Origin of the sequence: Microbulbifer epialgicus (assembly GCF_041447265.1) — a bacterium.
GTDB classification, from domain to species: domain Bacteria; phylum Pseudomonadota; class Gammaproteobacteria; order Pseudomonadales; family Cellvibrionaceae; genus Microbulbifer; species Microbulbifer epialgicus.
In genome coordinates, this window is sequence record NZ_JBGMEK010000070.1 from 1 (window position 1) to 22,210 (window position 22,210).

The following is a 22,210-nucleotide window of genomic DNA, read 5'->3' on the forward strand; positions in this document are numbered from 1 at the left end:
GCGATCGTAAGCGGTACGCAAACTACATACTTTGATGAATAATGTGGTTCATGTACCGCTTACGTTACTTCTTTTAACTTAAGAGCCTTAATCACCGCAGCAAGGTCGTCAGCATAATGATCCATGTCATTGCCCTCCCAGGGCTGACTGGAACGACCATGACCACGACGATCATGGGCTATAACGCGGTAACCTTTCTCTGCAAGAAATTGCATTTGAGATTCCCAGCTGTCTGAACTCAGAAGCCAACCGTGACTGAAAGTAACAACTTCACCATCTCTTGGCCCCAATCCTTGTAATAAATATCTACCTTATCAGACGTAGTAATACTATTGGAGGTGCGTCTAAATGAATCGCTCGCTTCCACCGCTATTACTGCGAACCCCAATATACAACTGATGATACTTGCGGTTGCTTTACGCACAATATTTTTCATTAAACTTCTCAAATACTTCAGATAAAATTATAGATTAAAGTTTATTTGCCAGCTCATCATGAATTACATTTCAACAATGACCCTATCGTTCACTGTATGCAATTCTCTTTTAATTTCTACATGGTTTTTATCTAGCACTGCTTAAGCAGCCCTATTGGCTACTGATTAAAAGCCGACTAAGAATCATAAGAATATATTTGCTTGACTTATCTTCATTCAGGCAATGATTTAAGCATCTTTAATACATTATAAATATTCTATACTTTTGGGCAGTTCTCTCCGCTAATTAATATTTAAATCGAGTTTATTTGAGAACACAGAATTTTGGTAGGGTAAAAAAGTGATTGGCTTGATCAGACATAGTGATAAATCAGTCGTCGAAGCAACTATTTAATTTTCAAAACTTACAGAACAATCAATTTTCACCGGCCGGAAATTGAATTAGATAGTGAACACCAGAAGTCAACATAGCCGGTATGATACTGAGCAATCTATCCTAATGCGATAATGTAAGAACGAACCATCATCAAACTCAATGAAAATGGATTAATCTTGTAACTTTTTATACTTTATCCATTGCCTCCCGATAAAAACATATGTAATAATTGAAGTTATATAAAACTTAAGAAACCTTAAACATAATTACTACTGGGTCAGAAGGAAAGAATACACTGCACTCGAGACGCACTGTGAATACATCCCTGTAAGCTCGTAATCGGCATCCATGCCTCATACGGTCCCGAGCGCAGTGTATTCTTTCCGTACCCCTTTTTAGTAAAATATTCCAGGAAGCCTTCTTTCCTGGTTAACCCCAAATCAGGTATAGTGATAAATGGATCGTCGGGACCTCTATGAGCTTTTGATTTTTCAAGAAGTTGCCGAAGCTGGCAGCTTCACACGAGCTGCGGCTCGGATGGGGCGGGCACAATCAGGTGTCAGCCAATCCGTCGCGGCATTGGAAGCGAGGTTAGGCGTACCCCTTTTAGTACGGTCAACCCGCAGTGCAAGACTCACCGACGAAGGCCGAACTCTGCTAGAGCAGGTAGACCCGCTTTATGCCAGATCGCAGACTGCTTGGAATGCACCAAAGCTGGACGTGAAAACCCTAGCGGTATGCTACGAATCACAACAATGGAGTACCCAGCTCGAAAGATATTATTACCGCTGCTCCCTACATTTCTGGATAGATACCCGCATGTGAAAGTTGATATTAGCATCAATGCACAGTTTGTTGACATTATTAAAGAAGGTTTCGATGCAGGCATATGCTTTGGTTCTCACCTGGAAAAGGATGTAATCTCGATTCCGTTAACCCCTCCACTTCGAGCGGCAATTGTCGGTTCACCCAAATACTTTTCCATGCGTGGCTACCCAAAAAGTTTGAAAGACCTCAAAGATCATGACTGTATTAATTTTCATAACGCGAGGCACGGTGGCAACTTCCGGTGGATTTTCCAGCAGGATTCACAGACCGTAGAATTAGTCGAGGGAGGACGGATCTTCGTTAACGATGTGCCGGTGTCAATTCAAGCCGCTATAGCTGGGTTGGGGTTGGCTTACACATTTAGAGAGCACGTTACTGAGCACTTAGCTACTGGAACGCTCGAAGCCTGCCTGACACCATACTGTCCGGACTGGTTAGGCTATCACCTTTATTATCCCGGTCGTCAACAAAAATCACCTGCACTCACAGCCCTCATTGAACATTTGAGTTGTCCCGTCTATGCCTCTACAGAAGAAACACGGCATCTTAACGTGAGGAATTTATAATTGCAGCTGACTCACCAGTCAGCAAGTCTTCAAATGAACAGTGAATTTTCGCTCCCTCGACATAAGGAGGCTTTCAACCGTTTTTCAAACTCACCGGCTATTACTAAGCATCAAGAAATTAAATATCCCCTCAAAAAATCAAACATATATTTCATAAAATGAACAGGAAATATAACTCAGAGTTTTACAGAGAAAAAACAGGCTAAAATAAAGGCAAGAATATTCTCACCGAGACTTTTTACATCATGAATTACTTAAATATACTCCAGAATCCTTTCAAGTTTCTTTTTAAGATTAACGAAAGCAGGTCAGTTGAAACCTGCACAGCGGATTGCTTGCACTTTATTTCACTTCGGGGAAGGCATATTTCTCCAGCTCTTTATGGTAGCCCAGGATTCGACCAAAAGGAGCTAATAGCCACGCTGTAAAGTTTCTCCATTTTGAGCTTGAGCGGATACTATCTTTAAAATGTCTTAACAATACCGCTAACCGCAAAGGATCTGGCATGCCAGAATCACCAGCCCTCCCATCATTTGCCCACCCAATCAGCACTTCAAAGAATTCTTGCATATGTACAGCAGGACGATATTACTAAATCGCATGCACATCTACTTCAAATTCGTTCTTTTGAAAGTGAGGTACACCGGCAGGTATAGTTATTCCCTCTCCAGCGCAAAGCTTTTTATTCACACCATTTACAGAGCAAGTTAGCGTGCCAGACAAAACCCTAATGGCCATTTCTTGATGTGGATGGGAATATTCATCTACGATTGCAGCATGCGGAGCCATTTTATAACTCATCTCGAAAAGTTTTCCATTTGTCTCTCGAGATGTTTTTGTAAATATAATTCTTTCACCTGTTCTGGGGTTTGTTAGAGTTCGTGAAGCCATAAATGTTTACCATAAATAATCGTGATCACTCAAGATAAAACTCAATAAATAGAGGCTTGACAAACAAGTCAGGTGATGCTCCGGCCCGTTCTCTACCAAATTTAGAAAAGAATCTGAGACTCTAAAATGCATCATGCCAAGAAACGCCACTGGTGGCACTTCGGAAAAATCACACTTCAATTTACACAATGTGAGGAGGTGAGCAATTCCGGTAAACCACCATTTTTGAAATATCATTACGAGGGCGAAACTAACTTTAGCCCTACTATTCCTGACACGATAAGAAGCAAGCATACTACCCTCATCACATCACGTGATTCACCGAATAGGAACATACCCAAAATAGCCACTCCCACTGCGCCAATACCAGTCCATACAGCGTAGGCTGTACCTACGGGAATTGTTTTCATTGCGAGTGATAGTAACCAAAAACTAATCGCCATCGCTGAAATGGTCAAAAGGGAGGGAACAAGCTTTGTAAATCCAACCGTATATTTAAGACCAATTGCCCAACCACATTCGAACAGACCCGCCACTACCAAGTAAATCCATGCCATAGCTTCCTTCCATTTCTTGTCTAATTTGACTCTAATACCTCCCTCGGCAAACCAATCTCCAGGGCAACCTAATACAATCACTTTAGCGCGGAAAATGAAATGACTTCCGGGAAAGCATTTCAACATCTTAATGAGGCAATCCCACTTGATCAAATGCAAATACTGAATGGCATTGAGCGCAGAGCTTGCCTTGGGTTAGGTCGCCATAGTGTCGCCATTCAAATGGCTATAAACCTGATCCTTGGTTGATGAAAATAGATCCTTTTGCCACATTAAACTGTGAATTTGTTAATTATTATTGTGCCAGAAGTAATGAGTACGCTTCCCTCCGGTCATAGTATGAGTAAATCTCTGCATGCTTGTGATTGGTATCCATGTAATATAACCCCACGAGAAATGTATCCTGACCTCACTTACGGTCATTGGCAAGCAATTCAGCGAGTGGATGGGCCTGCTGTCCATCTCCGGATACTATAGACGGCATTAAAGAGCCACTACATCAGTGACCGGATTTATCATTATTAACTGTGGCTACTAGATTCACAAATGGAGCATGGAGCCCCCTATTTACTTCGCTATTCATTATGCCGTATCTATATAAACACAAAGTAGCTTGTCGAAGCTGACAACAATGTAGAAATGGCGGTCATTAACTCCTGTTGATGCCTTCCTATACAGGATCATGTCACTTCCGTTATTTACTTCACATTTCCTAGAGTTTTAATTTTCGCTCGCTCATTAAATTGTGTGACCAGCTAGTTATTTAATGATCCAGATCTGATATTATTATGTACGATACGGAAGACAGGATGAGCCATGGAGAGTAGGCTCAAACACACTATTTATTGTTCTATTTGGTTCAACAAGGAGCTTTCGTTGAGCGACAGTCTAAACCCATCAGGAAAATGCAATCTCATTGGGAAGCTACCCCAGTGGGTGAATTGTCAAGATCGCTTACCGAGTGACAATGATGCAACGAGTCGTGGGTTAGTCCGAGTAGTTTGGCAGGAAATTAACACGTCTGATGGTGTCACTCTCACAACCTGGGAAGTTGGTATCGACCATTACGAAAACGCTCACAGATACATCGGTTGGATGCCAATTATTACCGAGTAAGTAACACTTTGGGGGAAATGAGCGCCCCACCTCTCACCAATTGTTGTACCCTTGTGTAACTTTTAGTAGCTAGATGGCACATGGAACTCTCAGTTACTTAGGCGAGGGGCAAATCATACTTACCAGGGATTGCATTACACTTTTAAAGTACTCCACTCTGCACCCCCAGATTAAGGAGATCCGCCGTTAAAACGCAGATCACTTAGGCGATAATTTAGAATTGCTAAGTTACAAGCTGAGCCACTGAACTTTACGAGTTTATTACAAAAAATGAGAAACTATTGAATCATAGTTCATTGCCAAATAAAGTAACACGGCTAGATTGGCAAAAAGAATTATGGGGACCAACCAAAATACGAGCACCAATATTGAGCCTTCATTGAGATAAATAATAAACATTGCTACACCTAAACCAAGATAGAGATCAATACCAATTTGTCTTGCCCAATGTAGTGGATAAATTGCTCTTATCGTTCTGAATATATTTTCTTTTGTACTGCAGTAAACTGAATACGCAAGAAAACTAATAAATACAAGCCACACAAGCAGCTTACCTGCCGGGTATTTTCCCTGACTAATGAATAGTGACTCCCCCTCATGAAAATATATAGCTACAAAGAAAAATATTGCAAACAGTACCCATAACCCATTTCTTCTGACAGACATTTAAAGCTTCTCTATTTATGGACTTTAGCTTGATTGACTTAAAGGCTCACGTTTTAGATTAATTAATTTACCATCACACTGGAAGTTTTGGCCAAAACTACTGACATAGCTCGACACAAACCCCATTTGTCAATGTTATTAAGTCGTTTGGATTAATCTCTAATTCAAGCCCTCTGCGACCAGCGCTAATATAAATAGTGTCAAAATTCATCACTGATGAGTCAATAAAGGTTTTAAGTGGTTTTTTTTGCCCTAAAGGACTTACCCCTCCCAATATGTACCCTGTAGAACGTTTCACATCGGCCTTAGTGGCCATGAAAGCCCTCTTCACTCCTGTTGCCACCGCTATTCGCTTCATGCTTAGCATGGACGAGACAGGAATCACTCCGACACTAAATTCCTTATTATCGAGAACAACCACTAATGTCTTGAAAACTCTCCTCGCTGACTGACCAAGTTTTTCAGCGGCCTCAAGCCCATAGAGTTCCGCTGAAGCTTCGAACTTATATTCATGCACTCTGTAGTCAATTTTATTTTTCCTGGCTACAATAATCGCTGGTGTCATCTCTACGCCTTTCTTCGGCCCCGCGCAGCTCAAAATATTTATACGCCAAACATACTAAAATATCCTTCAAGGACATAGAAAAATTTTACATAAAATATGGGCACCTGGCACCTATCCGTTCTAACCTGTCAATCCGATCAAGAGACTTTACTAAAGACAGGGATACTGAGAAGGCTATACCACTATGTACTCGAGATTTACGCTAGGTCCTGCTACTGGTACCCAGCAAGCACTACACACTGTTTTAAGCTTAAAGGTAACGGCACCAGCCTTCTATTTTGCCAACTTTATGGTAAGTGCTGTAACAGCACCCCACACCCAGTTGTAGAACAATACAAAAACTGGAGTAAGCATTCCCAATTCAAGTCCAGCCATTCCTTTGTCTGCCATCACGGGAAAAACAAAAAATAGCTGAAACGCGGTCGGGAATAAACTCAGGATAACTCCTTTTTGTAACAGCCTTGATGACAAAAAAGGAAGTATAAAAAGTAGACCCCAGATCCCTCCCCATACGATTCGAGGGTAAAGCCAATCAGTAGATAAGGTAGGGGTGATGGAAACTCCAAAAAAAGGCGTAATACCAAGGTTGCCGAATAACCAGACTGTGATGCTGTTGGCTAAAGCACCTAGACAGCCCGCGGCAAAGAAAATCAGTAATTTATGCATTTTTTCTCCCAAAGTGCCAAAAATCCATAGCGATAAACCCAACCACAAAATAGCAAAATTTTTCGCCCCAACACTTGCTAACTAGTGCTTCCCTTGTTCGACCCAACCTAACTACCTGCAATTGCGAAAATGTAAGAATGGAAAATGCAGCCTATAGATCACCCATTATTAGAATGAATAAATAGATCTTTTGACGCCACTTCCTCGCACCAATAAACTGCGTCACAAACACTATTTTTAGCATCTACCTACCATACATACTAAAAATGGGGAAGCAAAGAAACCCCTGCGCACGGGACCGTATGAGGCATGGATGCCGATTGCGAGCTTACAGGGATATATTCACAGCGAGTCCCGAGCGCAGGGTATTCTTTCTTACCGGCCCAGTAGTATATGACAACCCGCAAATTCCAGCGCCAAAATAGATTTATCTTGGTTATTTCTTTCCATAAGTTGAACACACACAAAATTCATCCACCCAAAATAAATAGCAAAACTAACGATGCCAGAAACTACCATTCGGAGAATATCTAAAAAATGAGAACCAGGAACTCAAGCTGATCGCTTTGGCCCTCTTTTACGAAAGAAAATGCCTATCGCATAATCCAGAACATTCTTGTAATAGCTAAGTGGTACATTTTTGGTCATTTTATGCATAATTTAAAATCAAAATAGGAAGACGTACTGATGAAAGTATCAGTAGTAGGAGCGCTGTATCCAATTTTTTTAGGGTTAGCAATACACTCGGTAAGTCTAAGTGCGCAGTCTTTTGATGAGAGCGCTTATGTAGAGAGGCAGCTGCAATATATTGATGAGGGGGTTTCCTCCACAAATGATACCGCGGTTGTCTTACAGGCATACACTGGCGATGAACTCAACCGCGAAGCGCTGAACAAGAATTTGGATGTGCTGCGTAATGGCGGGCAGAAAAATTCAGACTTCACCCTCACCCGGCTTATCCGCATTCTGTTTTTCCGTCCGGAGATCAAGGATGAACTCTTTGCAGCCCTGGATGGCTATAACTTCTGGTTCAAGGAAGGTGGCACTGGGGATCATTCCTTCGCCTCTGAAAACCATATGATCATGTACACTTCTGCCCAATATCTCCTGCAGGAGAAATACGGCGCTTTTGAGGATGACAGAACTTACAAGCGTTTGAAGCGCTATCTGGAAGTAAAGAACCAGTATGGTTTCTATGAGTTTTACTCCCCGGTCTATTCCCCCTACACCCTGTCCGCCCTTCTTAACCTGGTAGACTTCTCTAAAGACGAAGAGATTCGCGAGCTGGCCATTGGCGCCGCTCAGCGCTTGCTGAAGGACATGTTGCTGGTGACCAATGACCAGGGCATCCATTTTTCCGCCGCCGGCCGCAGCAATGATGGCTACCGCAGGAACGGTTCCGGCGGGAATATCAATCGCATTATCTACCTGCTAACGGGCCTGGGTAAAGAATCAGTGAGAACCCCAAGCCCCGCAGGCGTAATGCTCGCCACCTCCGGCCTGGAGATTTCCGATGAGGTTTTCGAGCATTTCGGTAAAAACCTGAATATGAACTATTCAATAGGTCACTCGCTCAGCGATGCCAGGAACAGCATCTATGCCGACTTCCCCCGCGAGGAGCGCGTGCCCTTCTACTGGAGTCAGGGAGCCTATTTCCATCCCGATGTTGCTGCCGATACGGCCTGGTTCGCCAGCAAATATCAGTTGGAAGGCTATGACGGCCTGAAGGCATTCGACCAGTTCCTGGGCCTCTCTGAAGCCGCAGCTCCCGCAGCCGCCAAGGCGGGGGCTGTATTTAGCCGCAGCTCGGTGCTCTCCGGTGCCAACTTCTCTATGTATAAGGATGGCGGTGTGATGATGCACTCCATTCAGAATTACTGGGGTGGACGCCAGGGTTACCAGCAGACTCCCTGGATCGCCACCACCGGCACCCAATCGGTCTGGGCAAAGGTTGGCGATGGTAATAGCACCATGCAAAACGACCACCTGCCCAAGATTAAGCAGGTGAACAATGTTGCCGTAATCCAATACAACCCCTACCCGGAAATTGAACTGTTCCATTCCGGAGGCTCCAACGTTGCCCTGCAGTGGCCGGAAGGCTTTGAAGAGGAGAAACGCAACGGCAACTGGAAGTTTGGTAGAGAAGACGATGGTTATATCGCTGTGCGTTATCCGTGCGGCAATGGCGACTCCAACACCGTCACCTGCGACTGGAACGAGCAAACCTGGGTGGTGATTATGGGCAGCGAAGAGCGCTACGGCAGCTTTGAGGCCTTTAGCCAAAAAGTGCTCAATGAAGTTAGCTACGATGCCGACTGGGAATGGCACGGCTCTTTCTGGAAAGGCACATTGAAATATGTGTATGACTCAGACGTAAAGTTTGATGGAACCGATATCAGCTTGACCTGGTAATCGCGACTGCAGTCGCTTGTGGGGAGGACCTCCCTCCTCCCCACGCTGAACCCGGCCTAACAGACAGAGCACCGCCTAAAATCCAGTGCAGCTACTAGGCTAGTTTAGATTGCTTTTTTCAAAAATAATTTTCGCCTGGTTTCTGAAAGTTTAATTTTCAAGCGAAGAAAATTTCTCAAGCTCCTGCCATTTAATTCTTTCTGTACGATAAATGAATGTTTGGTTAACTTCCATTTCCCAAACTGCAGTAGATGGTGAATTTGGAGTAACTTCAATTATATGGGAAGTGCTGCCTCCACCTGAGCCCGGGGTTGAAGGTCCGCCTGCAGTGATAAGGATATTTCCATTATCTAGTTCGTCCACGTCATCCAGTGACTGGGTGTATTTCGGGGTAATAAACTCCCAGTCTTGTTCAGCTGTCATCTGGTTGGTATTAATGTTATATCGAACAGCTCGGCTATTGTGGATATCTCCACTGAGCTCAGCTTCATTTCTATTGTCGTAGATTAAGACTTGGCCGTTATCGGTGAGCATAGCTGCGTGCTGAGATGCCATCCAGCTGCCGCTGGTCAAGGATAAAAATTTATTTTCTAGATTGTCGACAGTATTCCCATCACTATCACCCATAATCCATACAACTTCACCAGTTTTATGGTCGATATTAATCACCCAGCTTTGTGAGCGGCTTGATATCATGATTGTATCATCGTCTGATTGATAAAAGAGAGAATTTGAATGGGTCCAGTCCATGGAGCCATTGTCCGATACATGAGTTGATAGCCCGCCGGGAAATCGATTGGTATCGAGATGGTCAAATGCAGACCATCGCCAGACAGTATTACCTTTCGGGTCTATTTCTACAATTACATCACCCTGCAGCATTGAGTTGCCAATAGTTTGTCTTTGATAAGTCAGCACCAGGAGATTACCAGTGTCCAGTAAAATTGCGTCGTGGTGATAGGGGGGGAGATCATATGTCTGCAGGGTTTCACCCGCGAACGTGATAATACGAGCTTCGGAATTGAGCAATAGCATAATTCGGCCGTCACCGAGATAGCGAGCTGCAGGTGTACCAGAAAGCGGGACGTCATCATGAAGATACCAGACAACTTCGCCTTCTTCATCTACACCCCAGAAGCGCCCGCTGTTGGTAGTGGCTGGAGCGAATATTGTAATGCCTCCCTCACTTTGCGCTGTGTGAGTTACGACTTCTGTTGCTGGCACCCCAGATGGTAATCCACCGGTGGTAAAGTCTACAGGCTCACTCTCAACAACATTACCATTCTCATAGGTGCTAACTGTCGTGAATTGATAAGTTGTGCTGGCTCTAAGCCCAACTATGGTTGATGAATGTTCTGTGCTGAACTCATTCAATGTGACCTGATGGGGTTCAGTAGCTTCAGACTCAAACTTGATAACCACTTTGGCATTTTCCTCTGTGATCACCGAGGCATTGACCATTAAGGTGTTTTCTGGGTGAGGGCTTAGGATTAGTTGAGCTGGCTCATTGCTCCCTGCATCATCACCGCCGTCACCGTCACTACCACTGTCATCGCCGCCATCACTGCTACCATCGGAAGGTGTATCTAAACCACCATTACCTGGATCAATGTCATCATCTCCGGAGCTGCTACCTCCACAGCCATATAGGCTTAAAATGACAATGATCAAGAAGTGAGCAAGAAGTGAGCTTTGAAACATAGATAAACCTTTTGTAAGCCTTGGGGCATTGCTATTTATTTACTTAACGTAACGCAAATTGCAGTTTTTAGTTTACAGCCTGTGATGATTTTGACTATGAAATTTCAATTTTGGCTTATGGTGCACACTTCGTATGTGACACATCCTATCCTGTTAATATATTCTACTAGATGTGCTTTAGGACACCTGTATAATTTCGGAAAAATCGTAGAAATTGTTGTACCAGGTTTTCTCCTGCTAATTTTTAATAAAAATTAAAAAATCATAGAGAAACTCGACTTTACTTCAGTCATCACTACGTTAGCAGCTCTATTTAACCTTCATCAAACTGAAAATTTATCACGCCACTTACAGACTGTAAAAAAACGATAAAATTTAGATACCTGACAAAAATTTTTTAGAAGAAAAATATTCAACTCCACCACTGCCTTCAAATCCCCATAATATATAAGTGTTATAATTTCCACCTTCATCAACAGGTGCAGCACCGCTCAACCAGCCAAAAAACTTTCGATTTAAAGCTATAGCTCTAAATTCAGGTCCATTTAAGGCGTATACATGTTCGATGACGGAAGAAAATAGCGTGTAACCTCCAGAACTCTGTAATTTTGTATAAACATTTCCCTCAGCCTCACCGGCAGCAGGGACAGCAGTGTTTTCCAAATAGGTATGTATATAAAAAGCCACATACAGGGCTATTTGCTATTATTTCTTAAGATAAAATCGCCGCACCATCCGGTACAATATAACCTGTGCCCATCTCAATCTGAGAGACTAACGTACCTGGTCCTGTTGAAACACGTCACCACCAATTATACATCGCTATAATTTGATCATAGCCGGCACCATCCAACCCAATTGAAATATCAGTAGGAATTATATCGCCTTCATCACCTGCAACTATGCCTCTAACGGCTAAAACGAGTTTTCCATCCCGTTCAAATAGAGTTGCATCAAAGCCGGTATCTTCATCACCACCATATTGGGCAAGCACTTTAGTTTTGCCAAGAAATTCTTTCGCTTGAGCTTCTGTAAACTCAGCACTTACTAGCTCTCTTTTTAGGTCATGACCTGGCAACAAAGTCGCATAAGTGGCCAGCGCGCACTCTGAATTATCAAAATATTTATTCTCAGGCATAAATTACTCCTTTACACTTATGATTTTTTTTACGAACTTGTCAGCCGCCCCCAAATCACCTTCGCATGAAGTTGAAGGTACTGGAAACGGTACTGGAAAAGTCTGACCGACCCTTGAAAAAGAATTAAATTCGCCCAGAACTTCATTATCGGCAGCTCTTATAATTTTGACAGTATGTTGCGTTACACTTGGAGTCCCACCCTTCAATTCATTGTAGCTTGTATCCAAATAGAACAAATCATTACTCTCAGCATACTCTTTATATGGAAGCTTAATTAAGCCTTTAAACTTTAATGTAGATGAAGGGAGGTCTCCCTTTGAAATGTTTTCAACCTGATAAACTTTAGCCCCACCTTTCATTTCACACATTAGTTTCACCCGAAAATCCCAATAGGCCTTATTGACCTCTGAACCCAAGATACCCAAAATTATAAATATCATCGGACCCAAACAAATCACAAAAAATGAAGACAACAAAAATTTAGAAAACCTATCAGACTTATTAACTAAAACCCAAACCTCCAAGATACAAAGATATACAGCAAGGCCCCATATAGCCGACACCTCACCAGACACCAGACCTAAAGTGAAGAAAAAAAACGGCGCCCCAAACACCAGCATTGGCGTCAGTTTTACTTTTCTCATTAATTTAAGCCTTAAAAACTAAAAAGATTGACAATTCAGGATCACCGCTCCAAAAAACTATTTCCCAATGATTCCTGAATTGACTTGGTAAAATATTCATAGATATTTCGCTTGCCAGTTTTTACTTCAGTCACTAAATGTATACCCACTAGCAATAACAGCCCCTTTGACCAGGCTGGTTTAGCCCCTTATGACTATGGTTATCTTTACTGACCTTCTGCCCCTCCATTTTTACATCAGCCTTATCGCCTGGACGGGAATGCAACCCTGCAGTTAAATTATTTACTTTCTTATCAAGATCAACTTCAGTTCTGATAATGTTATATACATTATTACTATTTCCATAGACAGGCACACTACCATCAACCACTCAAAGAAGCTTTCATTAAACAAACTGCCTTTAAACCTAGAAGCATTACAGACAAAATCTATCAGTTACCCTCCCTTACTGACTCTAAAAATATCAGCAAATCTTTATGCACTTGTGGAAAATTTTTCATTAGTTTTTTATCAAACTGAACCTGCGCCTTAAGCGCCTTATCAAACAGGAATACATATCTACACTTCGACCCAAACTCATGCGAAGGAAGAAGTCTATCTGCGCGAACGGAGCATAAAATAGTTAGCGGCGTCCCTTGCGGTATTTTCAGCTCAGGATCTGTAGCCAAATAGACCCAATCTAAATCCTGTTTACAACCAATAAAGCCTTCATACTGGTGATCCTGTTCATCCGATACATCGAGGTCCCTATAGACTGCTTTATATACATCTACAAACCCCCTTTCTGGATCGTGATTTATCTCAAACATTATCCTTAGCTTTTGACTTTTTTTAGATAAATAATATTTACTCGCGCCCTCAAATTTGGGCCAGGCCACATTTAGCTCCGCAAACAATCTCCCAGGCCTGAGACGACCATGACCTATATATTTTCTATTTATCATTAAAATGCCATAACGATAATGATATTTTTTCAAACTTCCGCGAGGGTGCTCCTTAGTCGGCTCTAAATATTCCACCCAAGCAACGTTAGGCAGGGGTTTAGCAACCCCTACATTCATATATTCTTTATCTTTATCACTCAAGCCCAGCAGCACTTTGCAAATAAATAATGGCACTAGCAATACCGTGATCACCAACCAAAACAATCGCCTGGACATAATTCGATCCAACATTAAGCTTATACACTCAGAGAAAATTTATTCTCGCTCACTGACCACATGAGCCCCTAAATCTCCATACAATTAAATAAATCCATTTATAAGTGGATTTAATAAATCTCCATATTAAATTTGAACTCCATTATGTATAGACAAAATCGTAGCACCCAATATTCCACGAATTTAGGCCAGGTTAAATCAGACACCTAACCAATAGATTTTCTGTAGAGATAAAGACCAGATATATTCAATTACCTGCGGTCTATATTTGGGAAACCCCAGATGAAATACATACATTTAACCCTGACCACATAAGAAGATCCTTAATAATCGTTATCTTATAATCTTCTTTTGAATTACCACAATGAGCAATAAAAAAGTTAAACCCAAGGACAGAAGGAATGGTACCTGCAAATTAAAAAAGCTCTCCTTCTTAGCCATATAGAAACATAAAGGGAACCAAACAAAACTGGTATATCCTGCGATGAATCTCCATATCAAGCATTCATGTAAAGAGGCGACCTCAACGGCCGCCTCTTTTGTTTTAGGCTACTTCGAAATTACAAGCAATTACTGTTTCGGTGTCATCTCTCACGCCCTGAGAAAGCTGGGACTCTCCCATCGGCTCACTGCCAAACACAGCCATAGCATTAACCAGGTTATCAACTGCGTTAGCCTGTAACACCTTATCAGTGGTGTCGATTTCCTCCAACTCCTGCTCAACTCCCAAACCCTCGCATTCAATAATTTCCTGTTCGCTAGCGCTCCTGAAATCACCAACAACTAGCCCCATATTTGCACTACTTATAGCAGATGGAAGAGGCTCCAAAAGCTCCGAGAAGCTTGAAGCCATGATAGCAAAACCCCCATCATCTGGCTGTACAAAGCTGATTGCACTATCACCCCCTAAGAAGTGATCAACAACACGCACCTGCTGATTCATATCAGAGTCAACTAAAATTAAGAGGTCATCACCCTCCTGGTGAAAACTTAATTGTTCTCTTGTGATTTCATCCAGCAAGAGAACTCCATCAAATCCACCACCGGTATTATCAATAGTATCTACACCGCCATTAGCTCCATAAAAGTAGCGATCATCTCCCAAGCCACCGATTAGCAAGTCATTACCATCTTCACCAGATAGAGTATCATTGCCTTCTCCGCCGATCAGAATATCGTTACCTGAGCCTGTGCCAAACCCATTCCCTCCTGCCAAATAATCGTTATCAGCTCCTCCCAATAACTCATCGTCTCCACTCATGCCAAAGAGGATATCGTCTCCCGCTAACCCCTTGATCTGATCATTGCCAGAGGTACCCCCCAGCTGCTCTCCAGCCGAGCTTCCTTCAATGAGTGAGTCAAATTCGATACTGCCATCAGTACCGCCATCAGTACCGCCATCAGTACCGCCATTGTCTTCTGGCAGAGCTTCAAGCAAACCTGGAATACTTTCAGCCATAATCGCAAAACCACCATCACTCGGTTGAACAAAGCTAATTGCATTGTCACCGCCCAGGAAATGATCGACAACCCGAACCTGTTGATGCAGATCTGAATCAACGAGAATCAAGAGATCATCACCCTCTTGATGAAAACTCAATTGCTCTCTCGTAATACCATCGGTAAAGAGAATCCAATCTGTTCCTCCTCCAGTATTGTCGATCGTATCAGTGCCACCATTGGCTCCATAATAATAATGATCATCACCCAAGCCGCCGCTAAGTGAATCATCACCATCACCTCCCGATAGGATATCGTTGCCCTCGCCCCCTATAAGGGTGTCATTACCGGTACCAGTTCCGGAGCCATTACCACCGTAAAGCCTGTCGTCATTCGCTCCACCGAGTAGCTCATCATCACCACCCCTACCAAACAAAATATCATTTCCGGCAAGCCCGATGACCTGATCATTACCAGAAGTTCCCGCTAGTTGCTCTCCAGCCGAAGTACCTTCCACAATCGAATCGAAATCACTACCTCCAGCTGAAACGAGCTGGTTGATTTCTGCTGCGCTAATGGAGAAGCCACCATCTGGCTGTACGGCATCAATCTCAAAATCACCACCAAGGAAATGATTTGTTACACGCACCGACTGTTCAGAATCTTCATCTACTAAAATCAGTAAATCATCGCCATCGCGTTCAAAGCTTAAGCGATCTCTACCTATACCACTATTAAAGTAGAGCCAGTCAACACCTCCCCCGGTATTATCAATCACATCTTTGCCGGAGCCTGGCAAATAGATATAACTATCATTACCAGCTCCACCAATCAGGGTATCCGCACCTGCTCGGCCAACAAGCGTATCATCGCCTTCTCCACCTTCAATATAATCATTACCGGAATCACCATCCAGGTAGTCATGACCAGATTCACCATAAATGGTATCATTGCCACCTCTTCCCCAGACTTGGTCATCACCATCACCAGCTTTGATTGAATCATTCAAATCCCTGTAACCAACTAAGGTTTCACCTGCGGAAGTACCATAGGTAACCGTCAGGCTTTCTATACCGGCTAAATCAAGACTGGATCCATCATCGAACAAAACTTCATTGATTTTATGATGATCGGTGAGCCCGCTATACCAATCAGTAATACGAATTGAGTCACTGCCATTACTGTGAGCAATTAACAGATCATTGTTATGGCGTTCAAATTGAAGATCAGCTTGAGAAATACCTGCACCAAATCGAATAGTGTCCGACGATGGATCAATGTTGCTCCAGGCTTCCCCATCTCGGCGTTCAGTCAAGATATCCTGTCCGTCACCTAAGTTAAAGCGATACTCATCATCGCCAAATGATCCAAACAGAGTATCGTTACCCGAACCACCTTCGAGGATATTACTGTTTTGAGTAAAGGCATCACTGTAAGCGGTTATTACATCATCACCAGTACCACCGATTAAGATATCGCTTCCTTCACCACTAATAATGTCATTACCAGCACCACCATCTAACAAGCCTGTACCTGTTAAAGTATCGGCACCGTCATCACCAAACAGGTCTCCAGTACCGCTTAGCTGATCATTTCCGATCCCACCATAAAGAGTATTTACGCCTGAGTAGTCCTCGATAACATCATTACCTTCATCACCATAGAGAAGGTCGTTACCACTATTTCCATATATTGTATCGGCGTCATCACCACCATGGATTTCGTCATTACCACTGTTACCAAACAGTTGGTCTTGTCCTGTTCCACCAGAGATCACATCATTACCATTTTGGCCATAAACAGTATCATTACCTTTGCCAGCTACAATATCATCATCGTCAGCATGGCCGTATATGGTGTCCTCACTATCTGTACCTAGCACAGCTTGTTGTTTGATTTGCTCATAATCCCAGGTAGTAGAATCTGCAAAAATAATACTGTCGATACCCGTTGAGGCAACAATTCCAGCCTGAGTGGTGAACTGGTCGTCAATGCGAATAATGTCTCCAGTCACAATATTGGTAATCAGCAAATCATTACCTTCCCTGCGCAAAATTAAATCCTGAGGGTTTACGTCAGTAAATTCGAGCTGATCTAAATCGCCACCCTGATCATCAACTTGATCTATACCATCTCCAGCGCTGAAGCGATAAATATCATCACCAGACAGCCCATTCAGCACATCATTACCTGCCCCTCCAATCAGCAGATCGCTTCCCTGCCCATTCAAAATATCATCACCATCACCGCCATTGAGCTCGCCAGCTCCAGTCAGTGTGTCATCACCGGTATCACCGTAAAGACGGCTAGCGCCTGAGCCACCTATCAGATAATCGTTACCCTCACCGCCATAAAGCTCATCATTGCCATCTTCACCGTAGAGCTTATCTGCGCCCTCACCGCCCCAGATACGGTCATCGCCTAGGCCACCACGTACTGTGTCATCGCCTTTTCCTGCATTTATACTATCTGCATCCGCATGACCAAAGATGGTATCGGCGATATCCGTACCGGCCAATGCTCCTTGCTTAATTTGCTCATAATCCCAAATTGTGCCGTCTGCAAATGCAATAGTATTAATACCTGAAACACTCACAACGCCTGCTGACACCGCAAACTGATCGCGTACGCGAATAGTGTCTAAATTAGTAATATTACTAATTAGCAGGTCATTGCCATCTCGACGCAATAGAACATCTCCCGGATTTAAATCACTAAATTCGATGCGATCCTGATCACCTGCCGCATCAAGAATTACGTCAGAACCATCACCCTGAGAGAAACGGTAGGTATCATTACCTTTGCCTCCCTGCAGAATGTCATTACCCGTTTCACCAACCAGAAGATCATCCGAACTATAACCTTCAATAGTATTGGACGCGCTATCCCCGATTAGCACCTTGGCTTTCAGATCTTCAAGTGTCCAAATCGCACCAGAGCTAAATTCCACACGGTCAACCGCAGAAACAGAGGTACCCTCCGAAGTAAAGAAGTTCTTTACCGTTACCGAGTCTTCCATGCTGTAATGCAGAACAATATCATTGCCACTACGCGCAACAGATACGGATGATTCCGTCACGGTATCATCAAACCGAATCGTTTCTGTTGTTGCAGTATTCTGCTCCCCAGTCACAATTTGGTCCTGACCATCGCCAGTAGAGAATAGGTAGGTATCACTGCCGCCATTACCGATTAGCAGGTCATTGCCTGCCTCTCCGTTAAGGGTATCGTCAGATTCATAACCAGAAATAGTATCTGCCGAATCAGTGCCGATCAGTACCAGCTGCTTGACCTGAGCCAGATCCCAGCTGGTTCCATCCGTAAAGCTTATTGATGAAACCGCTTCACCTGCAGCATCAAAATAATCGGTTACTGTTACCGAACTGTTTCCAGCTTCAATGGAAAGTACTAAATCATTGCCCGAACGGATAGCTTTAACGTCATCTGGAAGTAAATTTGAGCTGAATTGCAATTGGTTATTTTCCCCCGCTAATTCAACAATTTGATCATGACCCTCACCCACGCCAATCAGGTAAATATCATCACCGACGCCGCCTTCCAATCTATCGTCACCATAACCACCTTCAAGAGTATCTGTACCAGCACCGCCGGTAAGTGAATCGTTACCTCCACCTCCCTGAAGTACGTCATCACTATTGTTATAGCCTTTCAGGGTGTTATCTAAGTCATCACCGATTAAGACCAGTGCCTTTACATCATCGACACTCCACACCGTATCGCCACCATAAAACTCAATTTGATCAATGGCAGTAACAGTAGATGCATCACTGGCAAAGTAATTGGTTACCGTCACTGAATCGCCAGCTTCGCCGGTCTCAAGGATTAGGTCATCACCACTGCGGAGCACCTTTACGGAATAAGGGCTGATATCATCGGCAAATGCGATAGTGCTAAGGCCGGTATCACCACTATTATCAACAGTGTCCTGACCATGTCCAAGTTCAAAGAAGTATCTGTCAGAGCCAGCACCGCCGGACAGGGTGTCGTCACCCGCACCACCAATTAGCAGGTCATTGCCATTACCACCCTGGAGGTTGTCGTTGCCGGCTTCACCATCCAGGTAATCATCCCCCTCACCGCCGTGTACTGTATCCGCACCATCACCGCCATACAGGAAGTCGTCACCTTTGGCTCCGAGCAGTATGTCATCATCCGCCCCACCAAATACAATATCGTTACCATCACCACCATCAATGGTATCTGCACCGGCATCACCGCGGATTAAATCCATACCGGCGCCGCCAGAGAGGCTGTCATCCATAGAGGTACCGTCAATGATCTCATCATCGGCATTGATACCGGAGGTATCTCCTACCGCGTCTTCGGGCAATTCAAAATCTTCGCCAGGCGTTGCAACCAGGTTAGATTCTGTTGCAAAGTTGGGCTCACGAGAAAGCGCTGTACCATCCGGCAAAAGGATATGCTCCATCACCGCACCTGCGGGGGGCAGGTAAGTACCGTCTCCGGCGGGTACACCGGCCATGACATCGCCGGATTCAGAAGTGTAATAGGTTAGAGCGGTTGCACCTCTTTGCAACCAGGTCGAGGGATCGAGAGGGTCAACTCCTTCATTCGTTGAATCCACTGCGATTAATTGGCCTGCATACCAGGCGGTGATTGTAGTGCTACTTTCTGTTTCAGCATCTTCACTGACAGCACTAATTGTAAACTCAGCCGAGGTATCGGCCATCATAAAGGACGAGCTATTTATTATTGAACCATGAGGGTTAAAACTTGTTTGTACACCAACAGCGCCACTAACAAGCCTGCCGGAAAACATACGTGATCTCATTAAAAAAGCAGTGATCTCATCGCCACCTAACTTTTCCCCATCCAGGTAGATATCTGTGGAATCACCATGGAGAATAAGCGCGTCTCCAGCACCATACTGTAATAGCAAGCCACGCCCAAATGAAGAGAGGCTACTGTTCTTTAGAGAGGCTCCACTAATATGAACCTCATTATTTCCTGAGCTATCATTAATACCATCAATGCCATCCCCAGCACTTAAGATATATGTATCATCACCTCCGCCACCAAACATTACATCTGCGTCTAGCCCACCGACAAGCCAATCGTCTCCTTCCTCGCCAACAAGAGTATCTCTCCCAGAGTCGCCATACAGGGTATCATCGCCAGAGCCGCTGATTAACATATCCGTGTCTGCACCACCATACAGCCAATCAGTACCATTACCAGATAGGAGCACATCATCTCCAGCGCCACCTAGCAAAGTATTGTAATCGCCGCTATCTGAATTCCAATAATCCTGGACATGATCATTGCCATCGCCACCCTCTAGGTAGTCATTGCCTTTAGCTCCTTGAAGCTGATCATCCCCTTCACCGCCAAGAAGGACATCGTCATCTTCACCACCATATAAAATATCGGACTCGGAGCCACCATCCAAATAGTCAGCACCCTTCTGTCCATGGAGCTCATCCTTACCTTCCCCACCAAGTAAGGTATCCTTGAGATTACCGCCAACTATAAGGTCATCACCAGCACCACCATCTATATAATCGTTACCTTCGGCCCCTTCCACTGAATTCTCAAAGTTTCCATCATCACCAAAAAGTATATCGTCACCAGCGCCACCAAAGATGGTGTCGTCTCCACTACCACCAACTACTTGATCATTGCCGCCACCAGCTGAAATTACATCCGCACCGTGCATTGAAACAGGAATATCTTCAGATAGCTCATCCCCATGAAATTCAGAAGAGCCCATATCCCCCCAAATAAAATCATTACCAGATCCACTTGATATCGTGTCTTTTCCTGCTCCTCCAAATATCCTGTTAGCCCCTTCGCCTCCATCGATGACATCATCATATTCACGATTCAAATCAGTAACTTCTTGTATATGGCCTACTGATGTCCATATCGAGCCTTCTTTCACATATTCAATACGACCATCACCATAAATAGTATTATCTCCATCTCCTCCTCTTATATCATCAGAACCGCTACCACCAGCTAAAAGACCCCCACCTACAGAATAATCCAAGATAATATCATCGCCGCCACCGCCATCCAGTACGGTCAACTCGTCCTCAACTGTCCCTGTGCTAACGAGAATATCTTTTCCAGAACCATCATCACTGGGATCTTCTGGGTTTACTTTATCGCCATAAAGTACACCTCTGTTTCTATCTTCAAGGATGTCATCACCCTCTCCACCTATCCCAAAACCAAAACCGCCTTCTACATTGTTTTCTATAACAATATGATCATCGTCCTCACGGCCATAAAAAAAGTATGAGTGGTGGCTTGGATCTGATATGATGATGTCTCCGGCGTCTCCCCCCTCGAAATACCAAGTTTCCGACTCTGGGGTTTTAGTTAAATATCCATGCTCTTTACTTAAGAGGCTTGCATCAAAAACAATTTGATTTGAATTAACCTCACTTTGATCCCAGAGTAAATCCTTTGTGTTAGCTCTTTCCTCATAGTCAAATCTCAACCATATTGTACGCTCTTCAGACGCTGTATTAGGATCTTCAACTACATAAGTACCCAAATTACCATCATTTACAACAAGGGCACCTTGATCCTCTTCCGGCTCATCAACCTCCTCTTCCTCATAATCATTCAGCGAGATACCGAAATCATCAACCTTACCGTCCACTGTAATAGTGCCAACCTCTCCCTCCTCATTTCTGTAGGTAATAGTAAAACCATTTTCAAACTCTGTGAGCTTAATATCACCACTTTCATTCTCATAAATTGTATTTGATGAGGAAGAGCCGGTTAAATCACTGAGAGTTTCCCCTTCAATTGTGATTGAGTTACCGTCAGAAATATCGAGGATAAAATCATCCCCATCCCCATAGGAGAAGACATACTTATCTGAACCTAGACCGCCCTCTAAATAATCATTACCTCCCTTTCCATTAAGAGTGTCATTCCCATCCATCCCATAGAGGTGGTCATCATTATCTAACCCCTCTATTGATTCAGTAAGTATCCCCCGGCAAAGCCGGGGGCTTTAATTTTGTGAGCCGCTCTAAGCGGCAATTACGG

17 protein-coding genes are annotated in these 22,210 nt (G+C 43.7%); 4 read left to right on the forward strand and 13 right to left on the reverse strand.

Annotation, left to right across the window (positions count from 1 at the left end; genetic code table 11):
- Positions 1-59 precede the first annotated feature (59 nt).
- Positions 60-215 (reverse strand): alpha/beta fold hydrolase, encoded by a 156-nt coding sequence (locus ACCI49_RS19450; RefSeq protein WP_371840833.1) that lies wholly within the window; start codon positions 213-215, stop codon positions 60-62.
- Positions 216-1,268: 1,053 nt separating this feature from the next.
- Between ACCI49_RS19450 and ACCI49_RS19455 the strand changes: the two genes are divergently transcribed.
- Both ACCI49_RS19455 and ACCI49_RS19460 read left to right on the forward strand, forming a co-directional pair.
- Positions 1,269-1,637: a LysR family transcriptional regulator gene (locus tag ACCI49_RS19455; RefSeq protein WP_371840834.1), complete on the forward strand. Its 369-nt coding sequence runs from the start codon at positions 1,269-1,271 to the stop codon at positions 1,635-1,637.
- The gene (locus ACCI49_RS19460; RefSeq protein WP_371840836.1) at positions 1,568-2,206 is read left to right on the forward strand and encodes a LysR substrate-binding domain-containing protein; all 639 of its coding nucleotides are present in this window, start codon (positions 1,568-1,570) and stop codon (positions 2,204-2,206) included. The genes ACCI49_RS19455 and ACCI49_RS19460 overlap by 70 nt, the downstream gene beginning before the upstream one ends.
- A gap of 342 nt (positions 2,207-2,548) precedes the next feature.
- Here ACCI49_RS19460 and ACCI49_RS19465 read toward each other — a convergent pair whose 3' ends face one another.
- The 3 genes from ACCI49_RS19465 to sugE all read right to left on the reverse strand — a co-directional run bounded on the left by ACCI49_RS19465 (position 2,549) and on the right by sugE (position 3,780).
- Positions 2,549-2,776 (reverse strand): hypothetical protein, encoded by a 228-nt coding sequence (locus ACCI49_RS19465; RefSeq protein ID WP_371840838.1) that lies wholly within the window; start codon positions 2,774-2,776, stop codon positions 2,549-2,551.
- A 21-nt stretch (positions 2,777-2,797) separates the two neighbouring features.
- The gene (locus ACCI49_RS19470; RefSeq protein ID WP_371840839.1) at positions 2,798-3,097 is read right to left on the reverse strand and encodes a cupin domain-containing protein; all 300 of its coding nucleotides are present in this window, start codon (positions 3,095-3,097) and stop codon (positions 2,798-2,800) included.
- 236 nt (positions 3,098-3,333) lie between these two features.
- Positions 3,334-3,780 (reverse strand): quaternary ammonium compound efflux SMR transporter SugE, encoded by a 447-nt coding sequence (gene sugE, locus ACCI49_RS19475; RefSeq protein ID WP_442928496.1) that lies wholly within the window; start codon positions 3,778-3,780, stop codon positions 3,334-3,336.
- A gap of 750 nt (positions 3,781-4,530) precedes the next feature.
- Between sugE and ACCI49_RS19480 the strand changes: the two genes are divergently transcribed.
- Positions 4,531-4,770, forward strand: coding sequence for a hypothetical protein (locus ACCI49_RS19480; RefSeq protein ID WP_371840840.1), 240 nt, complete (start codon positions 4,531-4,533; stop codon positions 4,768-4,770).
- Between the two features lie 261 nt (positions 4,771-5,031).
- On the opposite strand, the gene ACCI49_RS19485 is transcribed toward ACCI49_RS19480, so the two are convergent.
- The 3 genes from ACCI49_RS19485 to ACCI49_RS19495 all read right to left on the reverse strand — a co-directional run bounded on the left by ACCI49_RS19485 (position 5,032) and on the right by ACCI49_RS19495 (position 6,667).
- Positions 5,032-5,436, reverse strand: coding sequence for a hypothetical protein (locus tag ACCI49_RS19485; protein WP_371840842.1), 405 nt, complete (start codon positions 5,434-5,436; stop codon positions 5,032-5,034).
- Positions 5,437-5,533: 97 nt separating this feature from the next.
- A complete protein-coding gene (ybaK, locus tag ACCI49_RS19490; protein ID WP_371840844.1) occupies positions 5,534-6,001 on the reverse strand; it encodes a Cys-tRNA(Pro) deacylase in 468 nt (155 codons plus the stop codon).
- A 273-nt stretch (positions 6,002-6,274) separates the two neighbouring features.
- On the reverse strand, positions 6,275-6,667 hold the full coding sequence (locus ACCI49_RS19495; RefSeq protein WP_371840845.1) for a hypothetical protein: 393 nt from the start codon (positions 6,665-6,667) through the stop codon (positions 6,275-6,277).
- A 687-nt stretch (positions 6,668-7,354) separates the two neighbouring features.
- On the opposite strand from ACCI49_RS19495, the gene ACCI49_RS19500 reads away from it, so the two are divergent.
- On the forward strand, positions 7,355-9,079 hold the full coding sequence (locus ACCI49_RS19500; protein ID WP_371840846.1) for a hypothetical protein: 1,725 nt from the start codon (positions 7,355-7,357) through the stop codon (positions 9,077-9,079).
- A 150-nt stretch (positions 9,080-9,229) separates the two neighbouring features.
- Here ACCI49_RS19500 and ACCI49_RS19505 read toward each other — a convergent pair whose 3' ends face one another.
- The 6 genes from ACCI49_RS19505 to ACCI49_RS19530 all read right to left on the reverse strand — a co-directional run bounded on the left by ACCI49_RS19505 (position 9,230) and on the right by ACCI49_RS19530 (position 22,154).
- The gene (locus ACCI49_RS19505; RefSeq protein WP_371840847.1) at positions 9,230-10,780 is read right to left on the reverse strand and encodes an aryl-sulfate sulfotransferase; all 1,551 of its coding nucleotides are present in this window, start codon (positions 10,778-10,780) and stop codon (positions 9,230-9,232) included.
- Between the two features lie 375 nt (positions 10,781-11,155).
- Positions 11,156-11,467: a hypothetical protein gene (locus tag ACCI49_RS19510; RefSeq protein WP_371840849.1), complete on the reverse strand. Its 312-nt coding sequence runs from the start codon at positions 11,465-11,467 to the stop codon at positions 11,156-11,158.
- A 115-nt stretch (positions 11,468-11,582) separates the two neighbouring features.
- Positions 11,583-11,918 (reverse strand): hypothetical protein, encoded by a 336-nt coding sequence (locus tag ACCI49_RS19515; RefSeq protein ID WP_371840850.1) that lies wholly within the window; start codon positions 11,916-11,918, stop codon positions 11,583-11,585.
- Between the two features lie 3 nt (positions 11,919-11,921).
- Positions 11,922-12,563 (reverse strand): hypothetical protein, encoded by a 642-nt coding sequence (locus ACCI49_RS19520; RefSeq protein WP_371840852.1) that lies wholly within the window; start codon positions 12,561-12,563, stop codon positions 11,922-11,924.
- Between the two features lie 431 nt (positions 12,564-12,994).
- A complete protein-coding gene (locus ACCI49_RS19525; protein WP_371840853.1) occupies positions 12,995-13,723 on the reverse strand; it encodes a hypothetical protein in 729 nt (242 codons plus the stop codon).
- A gap of 544 nt (positions 13,724-14,267) precedes the next feature.
- Positions 14,268-22,154 carry a calcium-binding protein gene (locus tag ACCI49_RS19530; RefSeq protein ID WP_371840855.1) on the reverse strand — a complete coding sequence of 2,629 codons (7,887 nt, stop codon included), beginning with the start codon at positions 22,152-22,154 and terminating at the stop codon, positions 14,268-14,270.
- Between the last annotated feature and the right edge of the window lie 56 nt (positions 22,155-22,210).

Coding starts and splice junctions, on each gene's coding strand:
- ybaK (WP_371840844.1), bottom strand. CDS start 6,001: ATGACACCAGCGATTATTGTAGCCAGGAAAAATAAAATTGACTACAGA.
- ACCI49_RS19505 (WP_371840847.1), bottom strand. CDS start 10,780: ATGTTTCAAAGCTCACTTCTTGCTCACTTCTTGATCATTGTCATTTTA.
- ACCI49_RS19485 (WP_371840842.1), bottom strand. CDS start 5,436: ATGTCTGTCAGAAGAAATGGGTTATGGGTACTGTTTGCAATATTTTTC.
- ACCI49_RS19515 (WP_371840850.1), bottom strand. CDS start 11,918: ATGCCTGAGAATAAATATTTTGATAATTCAGAGTGCGCGCTGGCCACT.
- ACCI49_RS19460 (WP_371840836.1), top strand. CDS start 1,568: ATGGAGTACCCAGCTCGAAAGATATTATTACCGCTGCTCCCTACATTT.
- ACCI49_RS19495 (WP_371840845.1), bottom strand. CDS start 6,667: ATGCATAAATTACTGATTTTCTTTGCCGCGGGCTGTCTAGGTGCTTTA.
- ACCI49_RS19465 (WP_371840838.1), bottom strand. CDS start 2,776: ATGCAAGAATTCTTTGAAGTGCTGATTGGGTGGGCAAATGATGGGAGG.
- ACCI49_RS19525 (WP_371840853.1), bottom strand. CDS start 13,723: ATGTCCAGGCGATTGTTTTGGTTGGTGATCACGGTATTGCTAGTGCCA.
- ACCI49_RS19450 (WP_371840833.1), bottom strand. CDS start 215: ATGCAATTTCTTGCAGAGAAAGGTTACCGCGTTATAGCCCATGATCGT.
- ACCI49_RS19470 (WP_371840839.1), bottom strand. CDS start 3,097: ATGGCTTCACGAACTCTAACAAACCCCAGAACAGGTGAAAGAATTATA.
- ACCI49_RS19500 (WP_371840846.1), top strand. CDS start 7,355: ATGAAAGTATCAGTAGTAGGAGCGCTGTATCCAATTTTTTTAGGGTTA.
- ACCI49_RS19520 (WP_371840852.1), bottom strand. CDS start 12,563: ATGAGAAAAGTAAAACTGACGCCAATGCTGGTGTTTGGGGCGCCGTTT.
- sugE (WP_442928496.1), bottom strand. CDS start 3,780: ATGTTGAAATGCTTTCCCGGAAGTCATTTCATTTTCCGCGCTAAAGTG.
- ACCI49_RS19455 (WP_371840834.1), top strand. CDS start 1,269: ATGGATCGTCGGGACCTCTATGAGCTTTTGATTTTTCAAGAAGTTGCC.